General features: G+C 32.4%; 13 protein-coding genes. 5 read left to right on the top strand and 8 right to left on the bottom strand.

Annotated elements, in window-relative coordinates:
• Positions 1–17 precede the first annotated feature (17 nt).
• On the top strand, positions 18–1,787 hold the full coding sequence (locus AC2H4K_RS07455; protein WP_281140777.1) for an SLC13 family permease: 1,770 nt from the start codon (positions 18–20) through the stop codon (positions 1,785–1,787).
• A 127-nt stretch (positions 1,788–1,914) separates the two neighbouring features.
• Positions 1,915–3,771, top strand: coding sequence for a cation:proton antiporter (locus AC2H4K_RS07450; RefSeq protein ID WP_281140778.1), 1,857 nt, complete (start codon positions 1,915–1,917; stop codon positions 3,769–3,771).
• Between the two features lie 60 nt (positions 3,772–3,831).
• Here the strand turns inward: AC2H4K_RS07450 and AC2H4K_RS07445 are convergent, their stop codons facing one another.
• From AC2H4K_RS07445 to lepA, 4 genes are all read right to left on the bottom strand, one after another.
• A complete protein-coding gene (locus AC2H4K_RS07445; RefSeq protein ID WP_493743008.1) occupies positions 3,832–4,578 on the bottom strand; it encodes a hypothetical protein in 747 nt (248 codons plus the stop codon).
• A 387-nt stretch (positions 4,579–4,965) separates the two neighbouring features.
• The gene (locus AC2H4K_RS07440; protein WP_281140780.1) at positions 4,966–6,771 is read right to left on the bottom strand and encodes a sensor histidine kinase; all 1,806 of its coding nucleotides are present in this window, start codon (positions 6,769–6,771) and stop codon (positions 4,966–4,968) included.
• Positions 6,752–7,384 (bottom strand): response regulator transcription factor, encoded by a 633-nt coding sequence (locus AC2H4K_RS07435; RefSeq protein ID WP_281140781.1) that lies wholly within the window; start codon positions 7,382–7,384, stop codon positions 6,752–6,754. Before AC2H4K_RS07435 ends, AC2H4K_RS07440 begins: the two co-directional genes overlap by 20 nt.
• A 44-nt stretch (positions 7,385–7,428) precedes the next feature.
• The gene (gene lepA, locus AC2H4K_RS07430) at positions 7,429–9,225 is read right to left on the bottom strand and encodes a translation elongation factor 4 (RefSeq protein WP_281140782.1); all 1,797 of its coding nucleotides are present in this window, start codon (positions 9,223–9,225) and stop codon (positions 7,429–7,431) included.
• A 149-nt stretch (positions 9,226–9,374) separates the two neighbouring features.
• Between lepA and AC2H4K_RS07425 the strand changes: the two genes are divergently transcribed.
• A complete protein-coding gene (locus AC2H4K_RS07425) occupies positions 9,375–11,780 on the top strand; it encodes a TonB-dependent receptor domain-containing protein (RefSeq protein WP_281140783.1) in 2,406 nt (801 codons plus the stop codon).
• Positions 11,781–11,838: 58 nt separating this feature from the next.
• On the opposite strand, the gene AC2H4K_RS07420 is transcribed toward AC2H4K_RS07425, so the two are convergent.
• On the bottom strand, positions 11,839–12,945 hold the full coding sequence (locus AC2H4K_RS07420) for a TolB family protein (protein WP_281140784.1): 1,107 nt from the start codon (positions 12,943–12,945) through the stop codon (positions 11,839–11,841).
• 60 nt (positions 12,946–13,005) lie between these two features.
• Between AC2H4K_RS07420 and AC2H4K_RS07415 the strand changes: the two genes are divergently transcribed.
• Positions 13,006–14,250, top strand: coding sequence for a M28 family peptidase (locus tag AC2H4K_RS07415; protein WP_281140785.1), 1,245 nt, complete (start codon positions 13,006–13,008; stop codon positions 14,248–14,250).
• Positions 14,251–14,302: 52 nt separating this feature from the next.
• The gene (locus AC2H4K_RS07410) at positions 14,303–14,893 is read left to right on the top strand and encodes a hypothetical protein (protein WP_281140786.1); all 591 of its coding nucleotides are present in this window, start codon (positions 14,303–14,305) and stop codon (positions 14,891–14,893) included.
• A 40-nt stretch (positions 14,894–14,933) separates the two neighbouring features.
• Here the strand turns inward: AC2H4K_RS07410 and AC2H4K_RS07405 are convergent, their stop codons facing one another.
• The 3 genes from AC2H4K_RS07405 to AC2H4K_RS07395 all read right to left on the bottom strand — a co-directional run bounded on the left by AC2H4K_RS07405 (position 14,934) and on the right by AC2H4K_RS07395 (position 17,373).
• Positions 14,934–15,134, bottom strand: a complete 201-nt coding sequence (locus AC2H4K_RS07405) for a hypothetical protein (RefSeq protein ID WP_281140787.1) — start codon at positions 15,132–15,134, stop codon at positions 14,934–14,936.
• Positions 15,135–15,248: 114 nt separating this feature from the next.
• Positions 15,249–16,640 carry a radical SAM protein gene (locus AC2H4K_RS07400; protein ID WP_281140788.1) on the bottom strand — a complete coding sequence of 464 codons (1,392 nt, stop codon included), beginning with the start codon at positions 16,638–16,640 and terminating at the stop codon, positions 15,249–15,251.
• Positions 16,630–17,373: a prolipoprotein diacylglyceryl transferase gene (locus tag AC2H4K_RS07395; RefSeq protein WP_281140789.1), complete on the bottom strand. Its 744-nt coding sequence runs from the start codon at positions 17,371–17,373 to the stop codon at positions 16,630–16,632. The genes AC2H4K_RS07400 and AC2H4K_RS07395 overlap by 11 nt, the downstream gene beginning before the upstream one ends.
• Between the last annotated feature and the right edge of the window lie 43 nt (positions 17,374–17,416).

The following is a 17,416-nucleotide window of genomic DNA, read 5'->3' as shown; positions in this document are numbered from 1 at the left end:
TTTTATCTCGTAATTAAATGGATCTGATAATAACCTTTGCTATTATTGTTGTTGGTGTAATCCTTTTTGTAAAGGATTATTTTTCTATTGATACCACATCAATTTTAATTATGGCTATGTTTATCGTAGCCGGAGTCTTGAGTCCCGAAGAAGGCTTTTCAGGTTTTAATCACCCTGCAACTCTAACACTCGGGTGTATTTTTGTAGTTAGTGGTGGCATTTTTAGTTCGGGGATTTTGGACGGCCTGAGTTACAAGATTATAAAGCTTGCCAAAATACACTATAGCATTGCACTGGTGATTTTCTGCACTATTTCAGGCTTATTTTCAGCATTTATAAATGATACAGCTGTGGTCGCTTTACTTTTACCAATAGCATTAACGGTTTGTAGAGAGACTAAAATAACACCAAGTATGTTGCTTATGCCGATTTCATTTGCGGCACTTTTTGGAGGTACTTGTACTTTGATTGGAACGTCAACAAACATTTTAGTTAGTAGTTACGCCAAAAAATACGGAGTAGAAGAGTTTGGTATGTTTGAATTTAGTGGTGCTGCACTTTGTCTTTTGGCTATTGGGTTTGTCTACATTTTTATTATCGGACCGATTTTATTACCGAGGAACCGTGGAGGAAATGAAGAGTTTACCAAAAAAGCTCAAGAATATATCACAGAAGTTTATGTTGAAGAGAATTGCGAAGACATTGATCAGTTCCTTGGAAAATCTATCTTGGTAAAGGATTTTGATGTTAATGTTTTATCCATCCTCAGAAATGGTGTACTAAAGCATAATTTTGGACTAGACACAAGAATATTAGCTGGAGATATTTTAAAAATTCTTGCACCACCTTCAACATTATCGAGATTGTTAGATTATGATGGCTACAGTATAAAAGGTAATAAACGAATGCAAAAAGCAGAAGATGAGTTTAAGTCTTTCAACCTTTATGAAGTTATTATTCCTTTTGGGTCTAGCTTATCCCAAAATTCATTGAAGGGCATAAATTTTAGAAGACAATATAATTCTTCAGTTATAGCTATAAGACAACGAGGCTCTATCATATACGATAAGCTGACTCACGCTATTTTAAAAGAAGGAGATATGCTTCTAATATTAGGGCAAGAAGAAGAAATTAATAATCTAGAAACACATAATCTTGTTGTTAGACTTTCGGAATACGTAAAGAAGAAAACCAACTATAAAAAAGCGATACCAGCAGTATTAATTGGAATAGGTGTTGTTTTGGTAGCATCATTAAATCTCACTTCAATCTTAATTAGCGCTATGGTTGGAGCTTTGTTAATGGTTGTTTTAGGCATATTAAAACCAATTGAAGCATACAATGCTGTAGAGTGGAAGGTTATTTTTATGATGGCAGGCGTTTTATCCATGGGAACAGCGCTTGAAAAAACCGGAGGAGCGACTTTGATTGCTGGCTATATCCAAGATACTTTTGGGCAATATAATGCACATATTACACTAAGCTTAATTTACCTCATAACATTTGTTTCAACCAATTTAATATCGAGTAAAGCCACAGCAGCATTAATGGCACCGATAGTGATTAGTTTATCTAAAGCGATGGAAATAAGTGAACGGCCATTATTAGTAGCAGTAATGTTTGCTTGCTCCTTAACTTTTATGACACCAATGAGCTATCCAACCAATACAATGGTCTATGCTCCTGGGAATTACAAATTCAATGATTTTTTAAAAATGGGAACCCCTTTAAATCTTATCATTTGGTTGGCCGCATCCATGATTATACCTTACTTTTTTCCGTTTTAATTTTTATAATAGATTTAAGTTTTTTATTTAAATAGACTTGTATCTTCACGGCGAGCACATGGCTAATGTTTAGTAACACAGAAGTGGTTATTTAATTATTTATTATTTTCACAAAAAAACAATTTAGATGTTAGAACTAGCAGGAATCATTATACTAGGAATACTAGCACAGTGGGTAGCATGGAAATTTAAAATTCCAGCAATTTTACCATTAATTTTAATAGGTCTTTTAGTTGGACCTATAGCAGCTGAATTTCTTTCTGCCGATGGACATAAATGGATAGAACCTATTTGGAATGAAGAGGAAGGACTTTTCCCTGGTGAGAGCTTGTTTTATTTTGTGTCTTTGGCCATAAGTATCATACTTTTTGAAGGAGGCCTAACACTTAAACTAAGTGAAATAAAAAACGTAGGACCTGTAATAACCAAACTTATTACAGTGGGTTCTGTAGTAACTTTTTTTGGTGCAGCAGCAGCAGCCTTCTATATTTTTGATTTAAGTTGGGAGATTTCATTCTTATTTTCTGCATTAATCATTGTAACTGGTCCAACAGTAATAACGCCTATTTTACGTAATATTCCTTTGAAAAAGGACGTCTCTGCGGTTTTAAAATGGGAGGGTATTTTAATTGATCCCATAGGAGCCTTAGTTGCCGTATTGGTTTATGAATTTATTAGTGTTGATGCAGGTGGCGAGTTTACTAAAACAGCATTGATTGAGTTTGGTAAAATTGTGCTTTTTGGCTCTACATTTGGTTTTACTTTTGCTCATGCCTTGAATCTTATTTTAAACAAGAAATGGGTGCCACATTATTTAATGAATGTATTTTCATTAGCGGCCGTTTTAGGTGTTTTTGTCTTGTCTGATAACTTTGCTCATGAATCTGGTTTACTAGCTGTAGTAGTTATGGGAATGGTTCTTGGTAACTCAAACTCACCACATTTAAAAGATATTTTATATTTCAAAGAGTCTTTAAGCGTATTGTTGATTTCAATACTATTTATTTTACTCGCTGCCAATATTAATTTTGATGAATTATTATTGATTTACAACTGGAAAACTGCAGCTCTTTTTCTGATAATAGTCTTTATAATTAGACCCCTTGGTGTGTTTTTAAGCACTTATGGATCTACTTTAAAAACCAATGAAAAACTTTTTATTAGTTGGGTTGGTCCTCGTGGTATTGTTGCTGCAGGTATTGCATCTCTTTTCGGAATTAAATTAGCTAGTAAAGGTGTTGTTGATGCCGAATACATTACACCTTTAGTTTTTGTAATTGTTTTAGGAACCGTATTATTAAACGCAACCACAGCACGGTTATTTGCTCGTATGGTTGGAGTCTTTTTAACCAAATCCAATGGTATTTTAATTGTTGGAGCATCAAAGGTTTCAAGATTGTTAGGGCATTATTTAGAAACCAATGGTAGACATGTTGTGCTTATCGACAGTAATCAAAACAATATTGCTAAGGCAAAGGAATTGGGTTTAGAAGCTATAAACACAAACATTTATTCCGATTCGCTTACGGATAATATTGAACTTAATGATGTAGGATATTTAATGGCTATGACAGGAAGTTCAGACATTAATAAATATGCCATTAATAAATTCAGAGATCAATTTGGTGAAAATGGATCTTTTAGATTGGTAACTGCTGATGAAATAAGTAAAGTAAAAGACAATCCTAAAGAAGGCTTATTTTCTCAAACCGATGATTATATTTCCCTAACCGAAGTAACCCGAAATTTTCCTTCGATACAAGAAATTGAATTAGAAGATCAATCGCATTACGAAAGTTTAATAGAAATCACCAATAAGGATAGAGAAATGATTCCAATCTTTATTAAAGATGACAGTGGTGAACTACATATTATTTCTTCGCATAATAAAGAAGTTAAAGCTATTGGACAAGGCTTTAAGCTTGTCTATTTAGGAAAACCATTTGATGTTGAAAAGGTTGCTAAAGAAGAGGAAGAAGATTAAATAAAAAAGAGTTTAGTGCAAACAACCAAACTCTTTTTTAGACTTAAAACTTAAATATTACTATTTCCCGAGATTAAACAATAGGGATAGAGTTAATAGGTTGTTTTTATTAATGAAAAAATAAGTGGAATTATCTTTATATTCTCCACCACCATCTGGCTTATATTTTAAGCTGTTATATGCCAGAATATTGGTTTCTAAAGCCAGAGACCATGTAGTTGAAAGCATTAACTGAAAGCCAACTACAGCCGCAAGAGTTAATCTTGTTATATCTGTTTTATAATCATTGTATTTTTCATTTCCAAAACCATAACCAGCTAATAAACCGTACAAAAGGCGTATTTCATTCAGGGTCGAAATGGTATGGAACATAATAATTCTAAGCTGTAAATCAATCAAGTTTTCAGATAAATCATCATAACTGTAACCACTATACATTGCACCAAGAGACGTGTATAAAGCCGATCTTTGAAACAATTTTAATCTATAATAATAGGCAGCTTGTAAACACCATGATGTTTGCTCTTCACCAAAAGCAACACCAGCTCCAACCGAAAGCATTTGCAAAGCAAAAACAATATCTTCTGGTTTAATTTGCTTATTTACTTTTGTGCTTAATTCAGGCTTATTTTCTAAATAGTATTTAAAATCTTCAAGAATATAGTCGGTTTCAATGTTCGTAAAATCTTCAGCCTTAATTTCTTTTTTATTGAATTTAAAGTCTGTTAGGGAGTTAGATTGTGCTTGTATTTTGTAAGACAAGCTAAATAAAAGTATAAGTACAGAGTAAAGAATTTTTTGTTTCATGACAGTTGATTTTGATTGTATTAAATGTTGTTAAGACTCAAAGCAAACCGATTTATGTTTAGCATAAATATTTGTTTTTGATACCTAAGAAGTTAATTAGATAATGAGTAGAGAAGTCTTTCATTGTTGTACGTTTTAAATTGATAGGATAAAACTACACCGAGAGTATGCAAAATGACAATACCTGAGTTCAGGTATATTTGATTTTATATCATAAAAAAACAAAGAGGCTATAACCAATAGTTAAAGCCTCTTATTCTCAAGATAATAAGTGATCAATTTAAAACATACATCTTGAATGTTGGTTTGTCCCCAAAAAATTTGATTAATAGCCGAACAAACATAGGTTGCGTAAGAAGTTTTTACAATACCAGAACTCTGGTAGATTTAGGTTGGGAATGTGATAATAATAGAAGTACCTTGTTTTTCTTTGGAATCAATTTCAACACTACCACCAATTTGTTTAGCTCTTAAAGCAATATTTCTCAGTCCAAGTCCGCGTGTATTGCCAATATTAACAAAGCCTTTGCCATTATCTTCAATAGTGATGATAGCATAAGTATTGTGACCTATTAATTGCATATTTACTTCGCTAGCTTCAGAATGCTTTATAATATTATTTAAAACTTCTTGAACTATTCTGTAAAGTTGAAGTTCAGTTTCATCATCTATTTGGGTTGGAAACTTATAGGTATAAAACTCAATAGCTATTGATGTGTTGCTCTTTAATGTGTTTACTAAATCTTTAATAGCTTTTTCAAGACCAACAAATTTTAAATCAGAAGGAGATATTTCATGAGAAAGGTTTCTAACATCTTTACATATGTTGTCTATACTATCACTTATGGCTTGGTTAGTTACATTTTCTGAGATGAAACGTTTAAGATAGCTCAATTGACTTCCTACATTGTCATGTAGCTCTTTACTTATTCTTTTCCTTTCTTGATCCTCTCCTTTCATAAAGGCTGATAGGCTTTTTCTCTCTTCAAGTATTAATTTTTCAGACAAACGATTTCTTTGATCGTAGATGTCCTTTACCATTAAAATTACAGAAAGTGTAAGGAATAAAATTTCTAAAAATGAAGTATAAAATATTATAGGTAAACCGAAGACTATTCCATTTATAATTCCAAAACCATGATATAAAATAGTACAACACACGCCAACTATCATAAAAATATAAGCTAAGGCAAAAAAAGAGGTTTTTTTAAAATTAGTTTTTAGAAAAGCCACTATTTGGAAAGCAATGAGAATACCCAAAACTAATAAAGAGAAATACCAAAGCTTTACAAATAAATGAATCCATGCCTCGCTTATGGTTGTAAAATGTATAAGTATTCTTAATGTTATACAAGCAATCAAAAAAATATCTACAAGCTGTTTTAATCTAGGTGCATATTTTTTTGCTTCTAAAAATCTTTGTGAAAAAAGAACAAAGAGAATCAAAGAGACTTCGCTAAATAGGATATAGTTAGTATAAGTATTAAAGATGTCATTTTTAGGTAATAAAATTTGAGAAAACAATCCTGTATACGCAGTAATATATAAGCCTAAAAAAATGATGTACAGACCATAAATGAGATATCGCCATTTCTTTACAAAACAGAAGACTAATAGGCTAAAAACAATGGACAATATACTTATACCAAAATAAATGCCTAAGCTTATTTGTTGTATTGTGTTTTCTTTTGTGAAAAGCGAATCATTTTTAATTAATATAGATGTTACCAAAGGTTTTCCCTTATCCTTTTTCAAGACAATTCTATAATTTGAAAATTCATTAGCTTCAAGGTTCAAAGGAAAAGCAAACAAACGATGAGAGAAAGCTTTTTGTGAGACGGGATATTTTATACCTGTTTCATATAAAAGTTTATACAGTCCATTATTCTTTTTTAAAACAGAAACCTCGTTAATCAGAGCGTTGCTTAGCTCTAAAATCAAAACACATGATTTGCTCGTTTCATTCTTTAAATTAAAATCTACAATATTTACTTCTCTTTCATAGTCGGAATAAAAGAAGTCTTTTTTGTTTTCAACGGAACTATTATTGACAAGGTTAAGTGTTTTAAGATTTGCTTTTTGAAATTCTGAAGTTATACGCAATGTGTCAGTTACTTGAGCCAATATGCTATGAAACGAGCATAAATCAAGTAAAACGAAAAGGATAGTTAAATTAGATAAGACTTTTTTCATTGACAAGCGTTATCAAATCAATGGAGTTATGAATATTAAGCTTTTTAAAAATATTCTTTTTATGAGTTTCCACTGTATAAGGGCTTATGAATAAGTTCTCAGCTATCTGAGGCACATTAAGACCCTTAATCAGTTCTTTAATAATTTCTTTTTCGCGTTGCGTAAGTTTAATCCTTTCTACAAAACCATCATTTTCTTCAACCGAATTAACAACACCTTTTCCAATATAAAAAACAGGATTATTAAAAACAGAATCAATAGCATTTAAAAGGTCGGAGGAAGAACAATTTTTAAGTAAAAACCCATTGGCTCCATATTGTTTCGCTTTTTTTACGATACTTTGTTTATTATACATAGTGAGTATAATAACCTTAATTGATGTAGAAAATGTTCTTATTTCTTTTAGAATGTCTAAACCATTTACGGTTGGTAAATTAAGATCTAAAAGTATAATATCTGGATTATTATTTCTTATGAAATCTATAGCTTTATCACCATCCACAATGGTATCAATTTCATAAAAGTCATCATAACTTTTTAGAATAGAAACTAAGCCATCAATAACAATTTGATGATCTTCACAAATGAGAATTTTTTTGGATTGAAGCGTCATGGTTTTCAGTACCTTTTAAAGATACTAAAAAATGACTAATGACTTTAATCGTTGAGTTTTAGAACAGCCATAAACGCTTGCTGAGGTATTTCTACATTACCTACTTGGCGCATACGCTTTTTACCTTTTTTCTGCTTTTCTAAAAGTTTACGCTTACGCGAAATATCACCACCATAACATTTTGCGGTAACATCTTTACGAAGTGCCTTAATAGTTTCACGAGCAATAATTTTTGCTCCAATTGCCGCTTGTACAGGAATATCGAACTGTTGTCTTGGAATCAATTCCTTCAACTTTTCAGTCATCTTTTTACCTATAGTGTAAGCATTATCGGTATGTACTAATGCTGAAAGTGCATCAACAGTTTGCGCATTTAATAAAATATCTACTCTAACTAACTTAGAAGCACGCATACCAATAGGAGCATAGTCAAAAGAAGCATAACCTTTAGACACAGTTTTTAACCTATCATAGAAATCAAAAACAATTTCAGCTAAAGGCATGTCAAAACTTAACTCAACACGCTCAGTAGTCAAATACGTTTGGTTGGTAATTTGCCCACGTTTTTCAATACAAAGACTCATTACAGGACCAACAAAATCTGCTTTAGTAATGATTGTAGCTTTGATATATGGCTCTTCAACACGATTTAAGGTTGAAGGTTCTGGTAAATCTGATGGGTTGTTTACAATAACAATTTCATCAGGGTTTTTATTAGTAAAAGCATGGTAACTTACGTTAGGTACTGTAGTGATTACCGTCATGTCAAACTCACGTTCTAAACGCTCTTGAATAATCTCTAAGTGAAGCATACCCAAGAAACCACAACGGAAACCGAAACCTAAAGCAGCAGAACTCTCAGGTGCAAATACTAAGGAAGCATCATTAAGCTGAAGCTTTTCCATAGAGGCTCTTAGCTCTTCATAATCTTCTGTATCTACAGGATAGATACCAGCAAAAACCATAGGTTTTACGTCCTCAAAACCAGAAATAGCATTTTTAGTTGGTTCTTTAGCATCGGTTATAGTATCACCAACTTTTACTTCACGAGCATCTTTTATTCCAGTAATTAGGTAGCCAACATCACCAGCTTTAATTTCTTTTTTCGGATGTTGTTTAAGCTTTAAAGTTCCAACTTCATCTGCAAAATAATTTTTTCCTGTTGCGATGAATTTAATGTTTTGTCCCTTCTTTATAGAACCATTTATAACTCTAAAATAGGTTTCTACACCTCTAAATGGGTTATAAACAGAGTCGAAAATTAAAGCCTGTAACGGTTCGTCTGGATTACCTTTAGGAGCAGGAATACGGTCAATGATTGCGGTTAAAATATCAGCAACACCAAGACCGGTTTTTCCACTAGCAGGAATAACTTCAGAAGGATCGCAACCCAACAAGTCAACAATATCATCGGTAACTTCTTCTGGGTTGGCACTTGGTAAGTCTATTTTGTTAAGAATTGGAATAATTTCCAAGTCGTTTTCTAAAGCAAGATATAAGTTAGAAATAGTTTGTGCCTGTATACTTTGAGCAGCATCAACAATAAGTAAGGCTCCTTCACAAGCAGCTATAGAACGCGATACTTCATAAGAAAAATCAACGTGACCAGGTGTATCAATAAGATTTAAAACATATGGCTCACCGTTATGGACATAATCCATTTGAATGGCGTGGGATTTAATGGTAATACCACGCTCACGCTCCAAGTCCATGTTATCGAGCAATTGGTCTTGTTTTTCACGATCTGTTACTGATCCTGTAAAATCCAAAAGACGATCTGCCAATGTACTTTTTCCGTGGTCTATGTGTGCAATAATGCAAAAATTACGTATGTTCTTCATCTCTTTTTCTAAGCTACAAAATAGTTCGCAAATATAATTGATTTGAATTGCTTTATACTATCAAATTTTACTTTTAAGTAGCTGTTAATGCGGTAAAACCATAATGTTAAGTAAAAAACAATTTATATATTGCGTTAGAAACCTAACTAATGATTGCTAGCCTACGACTTTTTTTTAGTGTAATTCTTATTGCACTTAGCTCTTATGCACTTGCTCAAGATTTTTCAATATCAGGAAAAGTTGTTGATTCAGAGAATACTCCTATTGAGCTAGCTAATATTTTGATTTTAAACTCGGAAGACGAATCCTATATTAAAGGAACATCTACAGATGGGAATGGTTTTTTCAATATTGAAAACCTTTCTTCAGAAACATACCTGTTGAGAATAAGTTATATTGGTTTAGAAACGTTTGAGCAAAAGATAATATTAACAGGAAATCTAGATCTAAAAACCATTACATTATCAGATACTCCTGAAAGTTTAGAAGAGGTTACCGTTATAGCAAAAAAGCCGACTATAACTCGCCAACCTGATCGATTGATTTTTAATATTGAAAATACAGCTTTAACCGAAAGCTCAACACTCGGAGTTCTTAAAAGCACACCAGGAGTTATAGTTACTGAAGGAAGCATAAATATTAAAAGTGCTCCTGCAGCTATATATATTAACGAAAGAAAGGTACAGCTAACCTCAAGTGAATTGATTCAACTTTTAGAAAGCGCTCCTGCAAACAGTATAAAGTCTATTGAAGTGATTACAAATCCACCAGCAAGTTATGATGCAGATAGTGGATCGGTCATTAACATCATTATGAGCAAAAACTTGGTTACAGGTTATAGAGGAAGTGTACAAACCAATTATACTCAGGGAGTTTTCCCTAGATATAATGCAGTAACGAGTCATTATTTTAAAAATGATAAAATCAACGTTAATGTTAACTATAGCTATACCAATCAAAAGATTAATAGAGATCAAGATGATCGTGTAAATTATTTAGATAATTCTAATGAAATAGACGAGGTCTGGAAATCTAATGTTAACAGAAACACTTGGTCAGAAACACATAATCTAAATCTGAATTTAGATTATTTTATTGACGAAAAAAACACGTTGAGTTTAACAAGTACAGGCTTATATATGCCATATTTCAAATATCAAATCCGAAACAATACAGATATTTTTGATGAAAATGGTGATTTTGAATCGAACTTTACAGCAGATAATCTCTCTCGGGACAATAAGTATAACATAGGCACGGATTTGATTTTTAGACATGATTTTGAAAATAAATCTAGTCTCATTTTCAATGCGCATTACACAACATATGATTATGAGCGTAAACAAAATGTATTTCAAGATGAATTGTTAGAGATTGATGACTCTGAATTTACAACATTAGCAAATCAAGACACACAGATTATCACCGGAAAGGTGGATTACAGTTTACCTGTAAATGAAAGTTCAAATTTTGATGCAGGTGTAAAGTTTTCTAATGTAAAAACAGATAGCGATATCACAAGGTTGGATATAATAGGAGGTTCAGAAGTTGTTAATGAGGATAATACAGATGCTTTTCAATATGATGAAACAGTTTTTGCAGCATATTCCAACTACAGTAAATCTTGGGATAAGTGGGATATAAATCTTGGTTTAAGAGTAGAGCAAACCAATATTGAAGGACAATCAGTATCGTTAAGCGAAACTAATACTCAAGATTATTTTAATTGGTTTCCTAATGCTAGTATATCTCATAATATTTCAGATAATTTCACGGTTTATACAAATTATAAAAGAAGCATATTCAGGCCGAGTTATACAAACCTCAATCCTTTTACATTTTTTATTAATGAAAATACAGTCGTTCTAGGTAATCCTAATTTGGTTCCAACATATAGAGATCACTATAAAATAGGAGCTAATTTCTTAAAACATTTTACAGTTGAGGCTTATTACATGAATTATGATGGTGATATTGTAGAGCTTCCTAGACAAAATAATGACACAAATATCATTGCTTATACTCCTACAAATCTAGATAAGAAAGTAGATTATGGCTTCGATTTTATTTTTGATTATTATCCAACGAATATATGGAACTTATACTTTGTGACATCATTTTATAATATTACTGAAGAGTCTGATTTTGGTGAAGGTTTTGTGGAGCAAAATCAATGGTCTAATTACAGCTTATTAAGTAATAATCTATCCTTGTTAGAAGATAAAAGTCTAAGTATTAATCTGACCTTATATTGGATAGGGAAAAATCTACAGCAATTTCAAACTGTTGAAAACAGATTAGCATCGGAATTAAGCTTGTCTAAAACAATTTTAAAGAAAAAAGGTGTAATATCTTTATCTGTAGATGATTTGTTTAATATGCAAGATTATGAATCATCAATTAACTATCTCAATCAATCAAGTCAAAGGTTTATAGATATAGACAACCGTTATATAAAAATAGGTTTCAGTTATAAGTTTGGAAATACAAAGCTTAATACTAATGAGCGTAGAACTTCAGAAGAAGAACGCCAAAGGTTGAAAGATCTTAATTAGAGCAAACATAAACAAGATGCTGAGATAAATTCAGCATCGCAAAATGAGAGTTATTCTATTAATCCTGCCATTCGGCAATAAACAGGTTAGTATCTCTAGTGCCTCCATTATTTCGGTTAGATGAGAAAATCAAATACTTACCATCGTTAGAAAATACAGGGAAAGCTTCAAATGTATTACCATGTGTAACGCGTTTTAGGTTTTTCCCATCAATATCAATCATATAAAGATTAAACGGAAAACCAATTTCACTTTCAAAATTAGAAGAGAACAATACCTTTTCTCCACTTGGGTGAAAAAATGGACTCCAATTGGCATTACCTAAATGTGTTAACTGACGCATATCGCTACCGTCGGCATTACAAATAAAGAGTTCCATATCACTAGGCTCTACTAAACCTTGAACTAATAAATCTTTGTATTCTTTTTGTTCTTTTTCGGTTTTAGGACGCGACGCTCTAAAAATAAGTTTACTACCATCTGGTGAAAAGAAGGCACCACCATCATAGCCTAGCTCATCCGTAATTTGCTTTACATCTGTACCGTCTATATTCATAGTATAGAGTTCTAAATCACCGCTTCTTGTTGAGGTAAATACAATTTTATCACCTTTAGGCGACACGGTAGGCTCAGCATCATAACCATCCTCATTAGTGAGTTGCTTCACGATGTTTCCTTCTAAATCGGCCACAAAAATGTCGTAAGTATCATAGATAGGCCAAATGTATTTTCCGTTTTCTTTTAGAGGAACTTCAGGACATTCGTCACCTCCCAAATGCGTAGAGGCATAAATAATGTGTTTGTTATCCGGTAAGAAATATGAACAAGTTGTACGTCCTTTTCCTGTACTTATCATTGGTGGAGCAATACTGTCGGTAAATGTTTCATTGGCATCCATTAAAAACATTTGGTCACAATTTACTCCCCATTTTTTATTGTTAGATTGAAAAATAATCTGTTTGTCATCAAAACTCCAATAAGCCTCTGCATTATCACCTCCGTAGGTTACTTGTCGCAAAGACTTGAAATTTTTTTCCTCAGGATAGATTAAGGATTCATTCATTTTGGTAGCACCAGAAGTAGAATCTGTAGCAGTATTATCTTTTTCATTTTTACATGAAATAAATGCAAAACCAGCAAGAAAAAAAACAGCTAATCTGTTCATAATAAAGAATTATAATAAATGGCGATTAATGCCTAATTTTGAGCAAAAATAAGATTTAAGATGAAAAAAATTGTCTTTTTAGGAGTTTTAGCAACAATACTGTCTTGTAAAACTGAACCAAAAGTTGCAGAGAATAAAATTAAAGAAGATGTTGCTTTTTTGGCCGATGATAAACTCGAAGGTCGCCAAACAGGAACGGATGGGGAGAAAAAAGCATCAGAATATTTGATAAAACGTTTTAAAGAGATTGGATTGCAGCCCAAAGGAACCGAAGGCTATTTACAGTCGTTTTCATTTAAACCTAAGACGGACCCTCACAAAGAAGTGGAGTTTACTACTAATGCAGATAGTACCATTACAGGAAATAACATTATTGGCTATATAGATAATAACTCTAAAACAACTATTGTCATAGGCGCGCATTACGACCATTTAGGTTACGGAGGCGAAGGCTCATTATATAGAGGTGAAGAAAAGGCTATTCACAATGGTGCCGATGATAACGCTAGTGGAGTAGCCGTTTTATTGAATTTAGCAAGCAGATTAAAAGTTAAAAGTGATACTAATGAGGTAAAAGATAAAAACAACTATTTGTTCATGGCTTTTTCAGGTGAAGAAATGGGTTTGCTGGGCTCTAATTACTTTTCAAAAAATCCAACTATAGATGCCAAATCCATAAACTATATGATAAATATGGATATGGTTGGGAAGTTAAAAACCGATAGTACTTTGGCTGTTTATGGTGTTGGTACTTCTCCAATGTTCAAACAGACTTTGATGTCAAATAATGAGAAATTCAAATTGATTGAAAATGAAAGTGGAGTAGGACCAAGCGACCATACTTCGTTCTACCTTATTGATATTCCTGTACTACATTTTTTTACAGGTCAGCATGAAGATTACCACAAACCAAGTGACGATTCAGATAAACTAAATTACGAAGGCATGGATTTAATCTCAGATTATATTTTTGATATTATTTCCGACTTGGATGATAATGGCGAATTAGCGTTTAGAAAAACAAAAAATGAAAGTGAAGAAACTCCACGATTCAAAGTAGGCTTGGGAGTTGTACCAGACTATTTATACGATGGTGAAGGTATGCGTATAGATGGCACCAGAGAGGAAACACCAGCATTTAATGCAGGTTTACAAAAAGGTGATGTTGTTGTAAAATTAGGTGATAATACCATTACAGACATGATGAGTTATATGAGAGCTCTGTCTGTGTTTGACAAAGGAGATGAAGCAGACATCACAGTAACACGAGGAGATGAAACTATAGAAACTAAAGTTAAATTTTAAGTCAAAACTACAATTGTGTATATTTACTGACTAACAACCATATAATCTAAAAATGAAAAGACTTATATCCTTATTTTGCTTATTTACATTATTAACCGCATTTACTTGCGAAAATGAACCTTTGGACTCAGATGTTCAAACTAATGTAACCAATCCGAATCCGGATATTAACCTAATTGGTACATGGGATTTAGTAGAATTTTCCACAACGCTAGGTAATACAATGGAATTTGCTGGTCAAACCATCGTAAGTGATTTAGATATTACAGGTACAGAATATAATTATACTCTAGAATTCACAGAAAATTCATATACTACAAATGGTAGCTACAGCTATGTTGCTAGCGTCTTATTTGACGGAGTTGAGATGTCCAGCGAACCATATACACTTGAAAGTGTAAGTGGTAATTATAGTATTGATGGAAATGAAATGACAGTTGATGGTCAGTTTTTTGAATTTTCTTATGAAGGAGAAGTTGATAGTAGCGCCTTTGAAGGCGAACAAACAGCAACCTACGAATTATCAGATGATGGGCAGACGTTGACCTTTGTTCAAGATGAAGTAATTGTAACGGAGGATAGCACAACAGGAACTGTTGTAACCAGTAACGTGAGCGGTACATCTGTTTGGCAGAGACAATAAAAGAGATAAACAATATTGCAATATTGTTTATTAATTATATCTAGCTCATCATAATAGTTCCACAAATACCTAAACTTACAATACAATACAAAGCGGCTAAAATAAACAATACTTTAGCCGCTTTTTTATAGCGTTTAAGTAAGATAAAGCCTATTATAGCTAATAGAATTGCTGGACCAAACATAATGGCTAGAATAAAATAAAGTATACCATCTAAATTACCTACTTCTAAAAAAAACATAAAATTAAATTGTATTAAGAATTATACGGCCTTATCTACCTAGCTCTGTTAGTAAATATAAAGGTTTCAGTTTTTTTTTTATTGTAAACCTATTTATAGGTTAGAATAGAAATATTATAATTGATTTCTAAGTTCTTCTAAACGCTCCTTTTTATCATCACGATAAAATAAATTCATGGTTTCAAAAGGAATAATTTTATTGTCCTTATCAACGATATGCACACATGATTTTTTTATGGCACGTACATCAAAATTATAAGCATCAATAAACTGCATAATTATGATTCTGAACAAATTATCATACCCCAAATTTGGAGCATCAATATTGGGTAAACAACACATTATAGATTTTAGATTCTCCTCTGCAACCTCTACTGAATTACCTGTACTAAACAAATCAATCATTTTACCATGCAGTTGTTCATCTTGCTCATATATTATGGTGTTTTTACTATTATCTAATAAATCATTAGGGTTAATATACCGTGTCAATGGAAAGACTTCCCCATCTAATTTTAAAGCATATCCCATAACCAACGCATCAGGATTACAAGGTACAGGAAGCAAATCATCGGGATTAAATATTGAGGTTTGTTCTAATATTTTTCTGCGCACTTCTGTAAGAGTCATTCTATCCGTTTCAGGATTAAAATTTTCTAATCGTCCCGCAATTTGTGTAGGCTGAAAGGTTACTCCTCTAACACATTTTTGTTGTAAGGCAAAGTCAATAATTTTGCCAATTTCGTCATCATTTAAACCTTTTTGAAGGGTAACGACTAAGGTAGTAGAAAGGTTTAATTTGTTTAAGTTTTCAAGTGCTTGTTTTCTTATATCGTTTAGGTCGGCACCACGTAATTCTCGCAATACAGTATTTTCAAACGAGTCAAACTGTAAATAGATTTCAAAATCTGGTGCGTAGGTTTTTAGGCGTTCTGCGAAAGTGATATCCTTTGCAATTTTAATGCCGTTGGTATTCAACATTAAATGCCTAATCGGTAATGATTTAGCATAATCTAAGATTTCCCAAAATTGTGGGTGTATAGTTGGTTCGCCTCCAGAAATTTGTACAACATCAGGCTCTTTTTCATTTTTTACAATGGTGTCTAGCATGGTTTTAACTTCGTCTAAAGTTCTATGTCTACCATAGGTTGGCGAAGAACCAGCATAACAAGTTGGACAAGTTAAATTACAACGGTCTGTTACTTCAACTACCGTTAGGCAACTGTGCTGTTCATGGTCTGGGCACAACCCACAATCGTACGGACAACCATAGTGTGTTTTGGTGTTAAATGTATAAGGTGTTTCACTAGGTTTGTTGTAGTTGCGAATGTTTTTGTAATATTCAATATCATCAGCAATTAACACTTTGCTGTTGCCATGTTCGTTACAACGTTTTAGCATATACACATTGCCGTTTTCAAATACAATTTTGGCGTCAACACGCTGTAAACATTCTGGGCATAAGCTTAAAGTGAAATCGTAATAGGTATATTTTCTAGTGGGCATTTTTTAGTTTTTGAATGATGAATTTTGAATAAAACAACCAACAAATTACACATAAAATTTGAATGCTGCTCAACCCAAATACATAAAACACATTGGGTTTTATAAATTCAATAAAAAACCTAAACCCAAAATAGCTAAGCATGAATATTTTGAACAAGTCACCATTTTTTAGCAGAACTTTTTTCTGAATCTTTTTTAAAACGAAAAATAAAATAATCAAGAAAATTAACTCGTAAAGAGATGTGGGATGTCTCATTAGTCCATCTCCCAAATCCATTCCAAAGATTGATGTTGTTTCTTTACCATAAGTAAACTCGTTTACGCCAGATAAAAAACATCCAATCCTACCAATAAAAATTCCTAAAATAATAGGGAACACAAACAAATCACCGGACGACTGTTTTTCTCCTATGATGTTTTTTGCTAATTCTACACCAAGTAAACCACCAAACAAACCTCCCATAATGGTTTTTGTATTTAACAACTGAATAAGATTCTCTTTGGTAAATTCAATAAGAGGATTTTCAAAAAAACCAACTATACGAGAGCCTATCAAAGCGCCTAAAGCAGCACCCAAAATAATGGATAAGCGATTATTGCTAGAAATAATATCCTTACTGTTTTTTCTTAGAATAACATAGTACCTAAAAGCGATAAAAAAGGCGAGATACTCAAGTAGTAAATGCACGTTAATAGTGATCCCGAAAACTTCTGGTTGAAAAGGAATGTTCAATGTAATTGTTGAAAATATATCAGATTATCAAGATACACACATT

This window comes from Winogradskyella sp. 266wxhm, from assembly GCF_058964685.1.
This window is presented reverse-complemented; position numbering and strand designations above follow the sequence as displayed.

Excerpts from the sequence above, each read along its gene's own strand:
- AC2H4K_RS07425 (WP_281140783.1), top strand. The coding sequence starts at position 9,375 with ATGATTGCTAGCCTACGACTTTTTTTTAGTGTAATTCTTATTGCACTT.
- AC2H4K_RS07435 (WP_281140781.1), bottom strand. The coding sequence starts at position 7,384 with ATGACGCTTCAATCCAAAAAAATTCTCATTTGTGAAGATCATCAAATT.
- AC2H4K_RS07400 (WP_281140788.1), bottom strand. The coding sequence starts at position 16,640 with ATGCCCACTAGAAAATATACCTATTACGATTTCACTTTAAGCTTATGC.
- AC2H4K_RS07440 (WP_281140780.1), bottom strand. The coding sequence starts at position 6,771 with ATGAAAAAAGTCTTATCTAATTTAACTATCCTTTTCGTTTTACTTGAT.
- AC2H4K_RS07410 (WP_281140786.1), top strand. The coding sequence starts at position 14,303 with ATGAAAAGACTTATATCCTTATTTTGCTTATTTACATTATTAACCGCA.
- AC2H4K_RS07405 (WP_281140787.1), bottom strand. The coding sequence starts at position 15,134 with ATGTTTTTTTTAGAAGTAGGTAATTTAGATGGTATACTTTATTTTATT.
- AC2H4K_RS07420 (WP_281140784.1), bottom strand. The coding sequence starts at position 12,945 with ATGAACAGATTAGCTGTTTTTTTTCTTGCTGGTTTTGCATTTATTTCA.
- AC2H4K_RS07450 (WP_281140778.1), top strand. The coding sequence starts at position 1,915 with ATGTTAGAACTAGCAGGAATCATTATACTAGGAATACTAGCACAGTGG.
- AC2H4K_RS07445 (WP_493743008.1), bottom strand. The coding sequence starts at position 4,578 with ATGAAACAAAAAATTCTTTACTCTGTACTTATACTTTTATTTAGCTTG.
- AC2H4K_RS07455 (WP_281140777.1), top strand. The coding sequence starts at position 18 with ATGGATCTGATAATAACCTTTGCTATTATTGTTGTTGGTGTAATCCTT.
- lepA (WP_281140782.1), bottom strand. The coding sequence starts at position 9,225 with ATGAAGAACATACGTAATTTTTGCATTATTGCACACATAGACCACGGA.
- AC2H4K_RS07415 (WP_281140785.1), top strand. The coding sequence starts at position 13,006 with ATGAAAAAAATTGTCTTTTTAGGAGTTTTAGCAACAATACTGTCTTGT.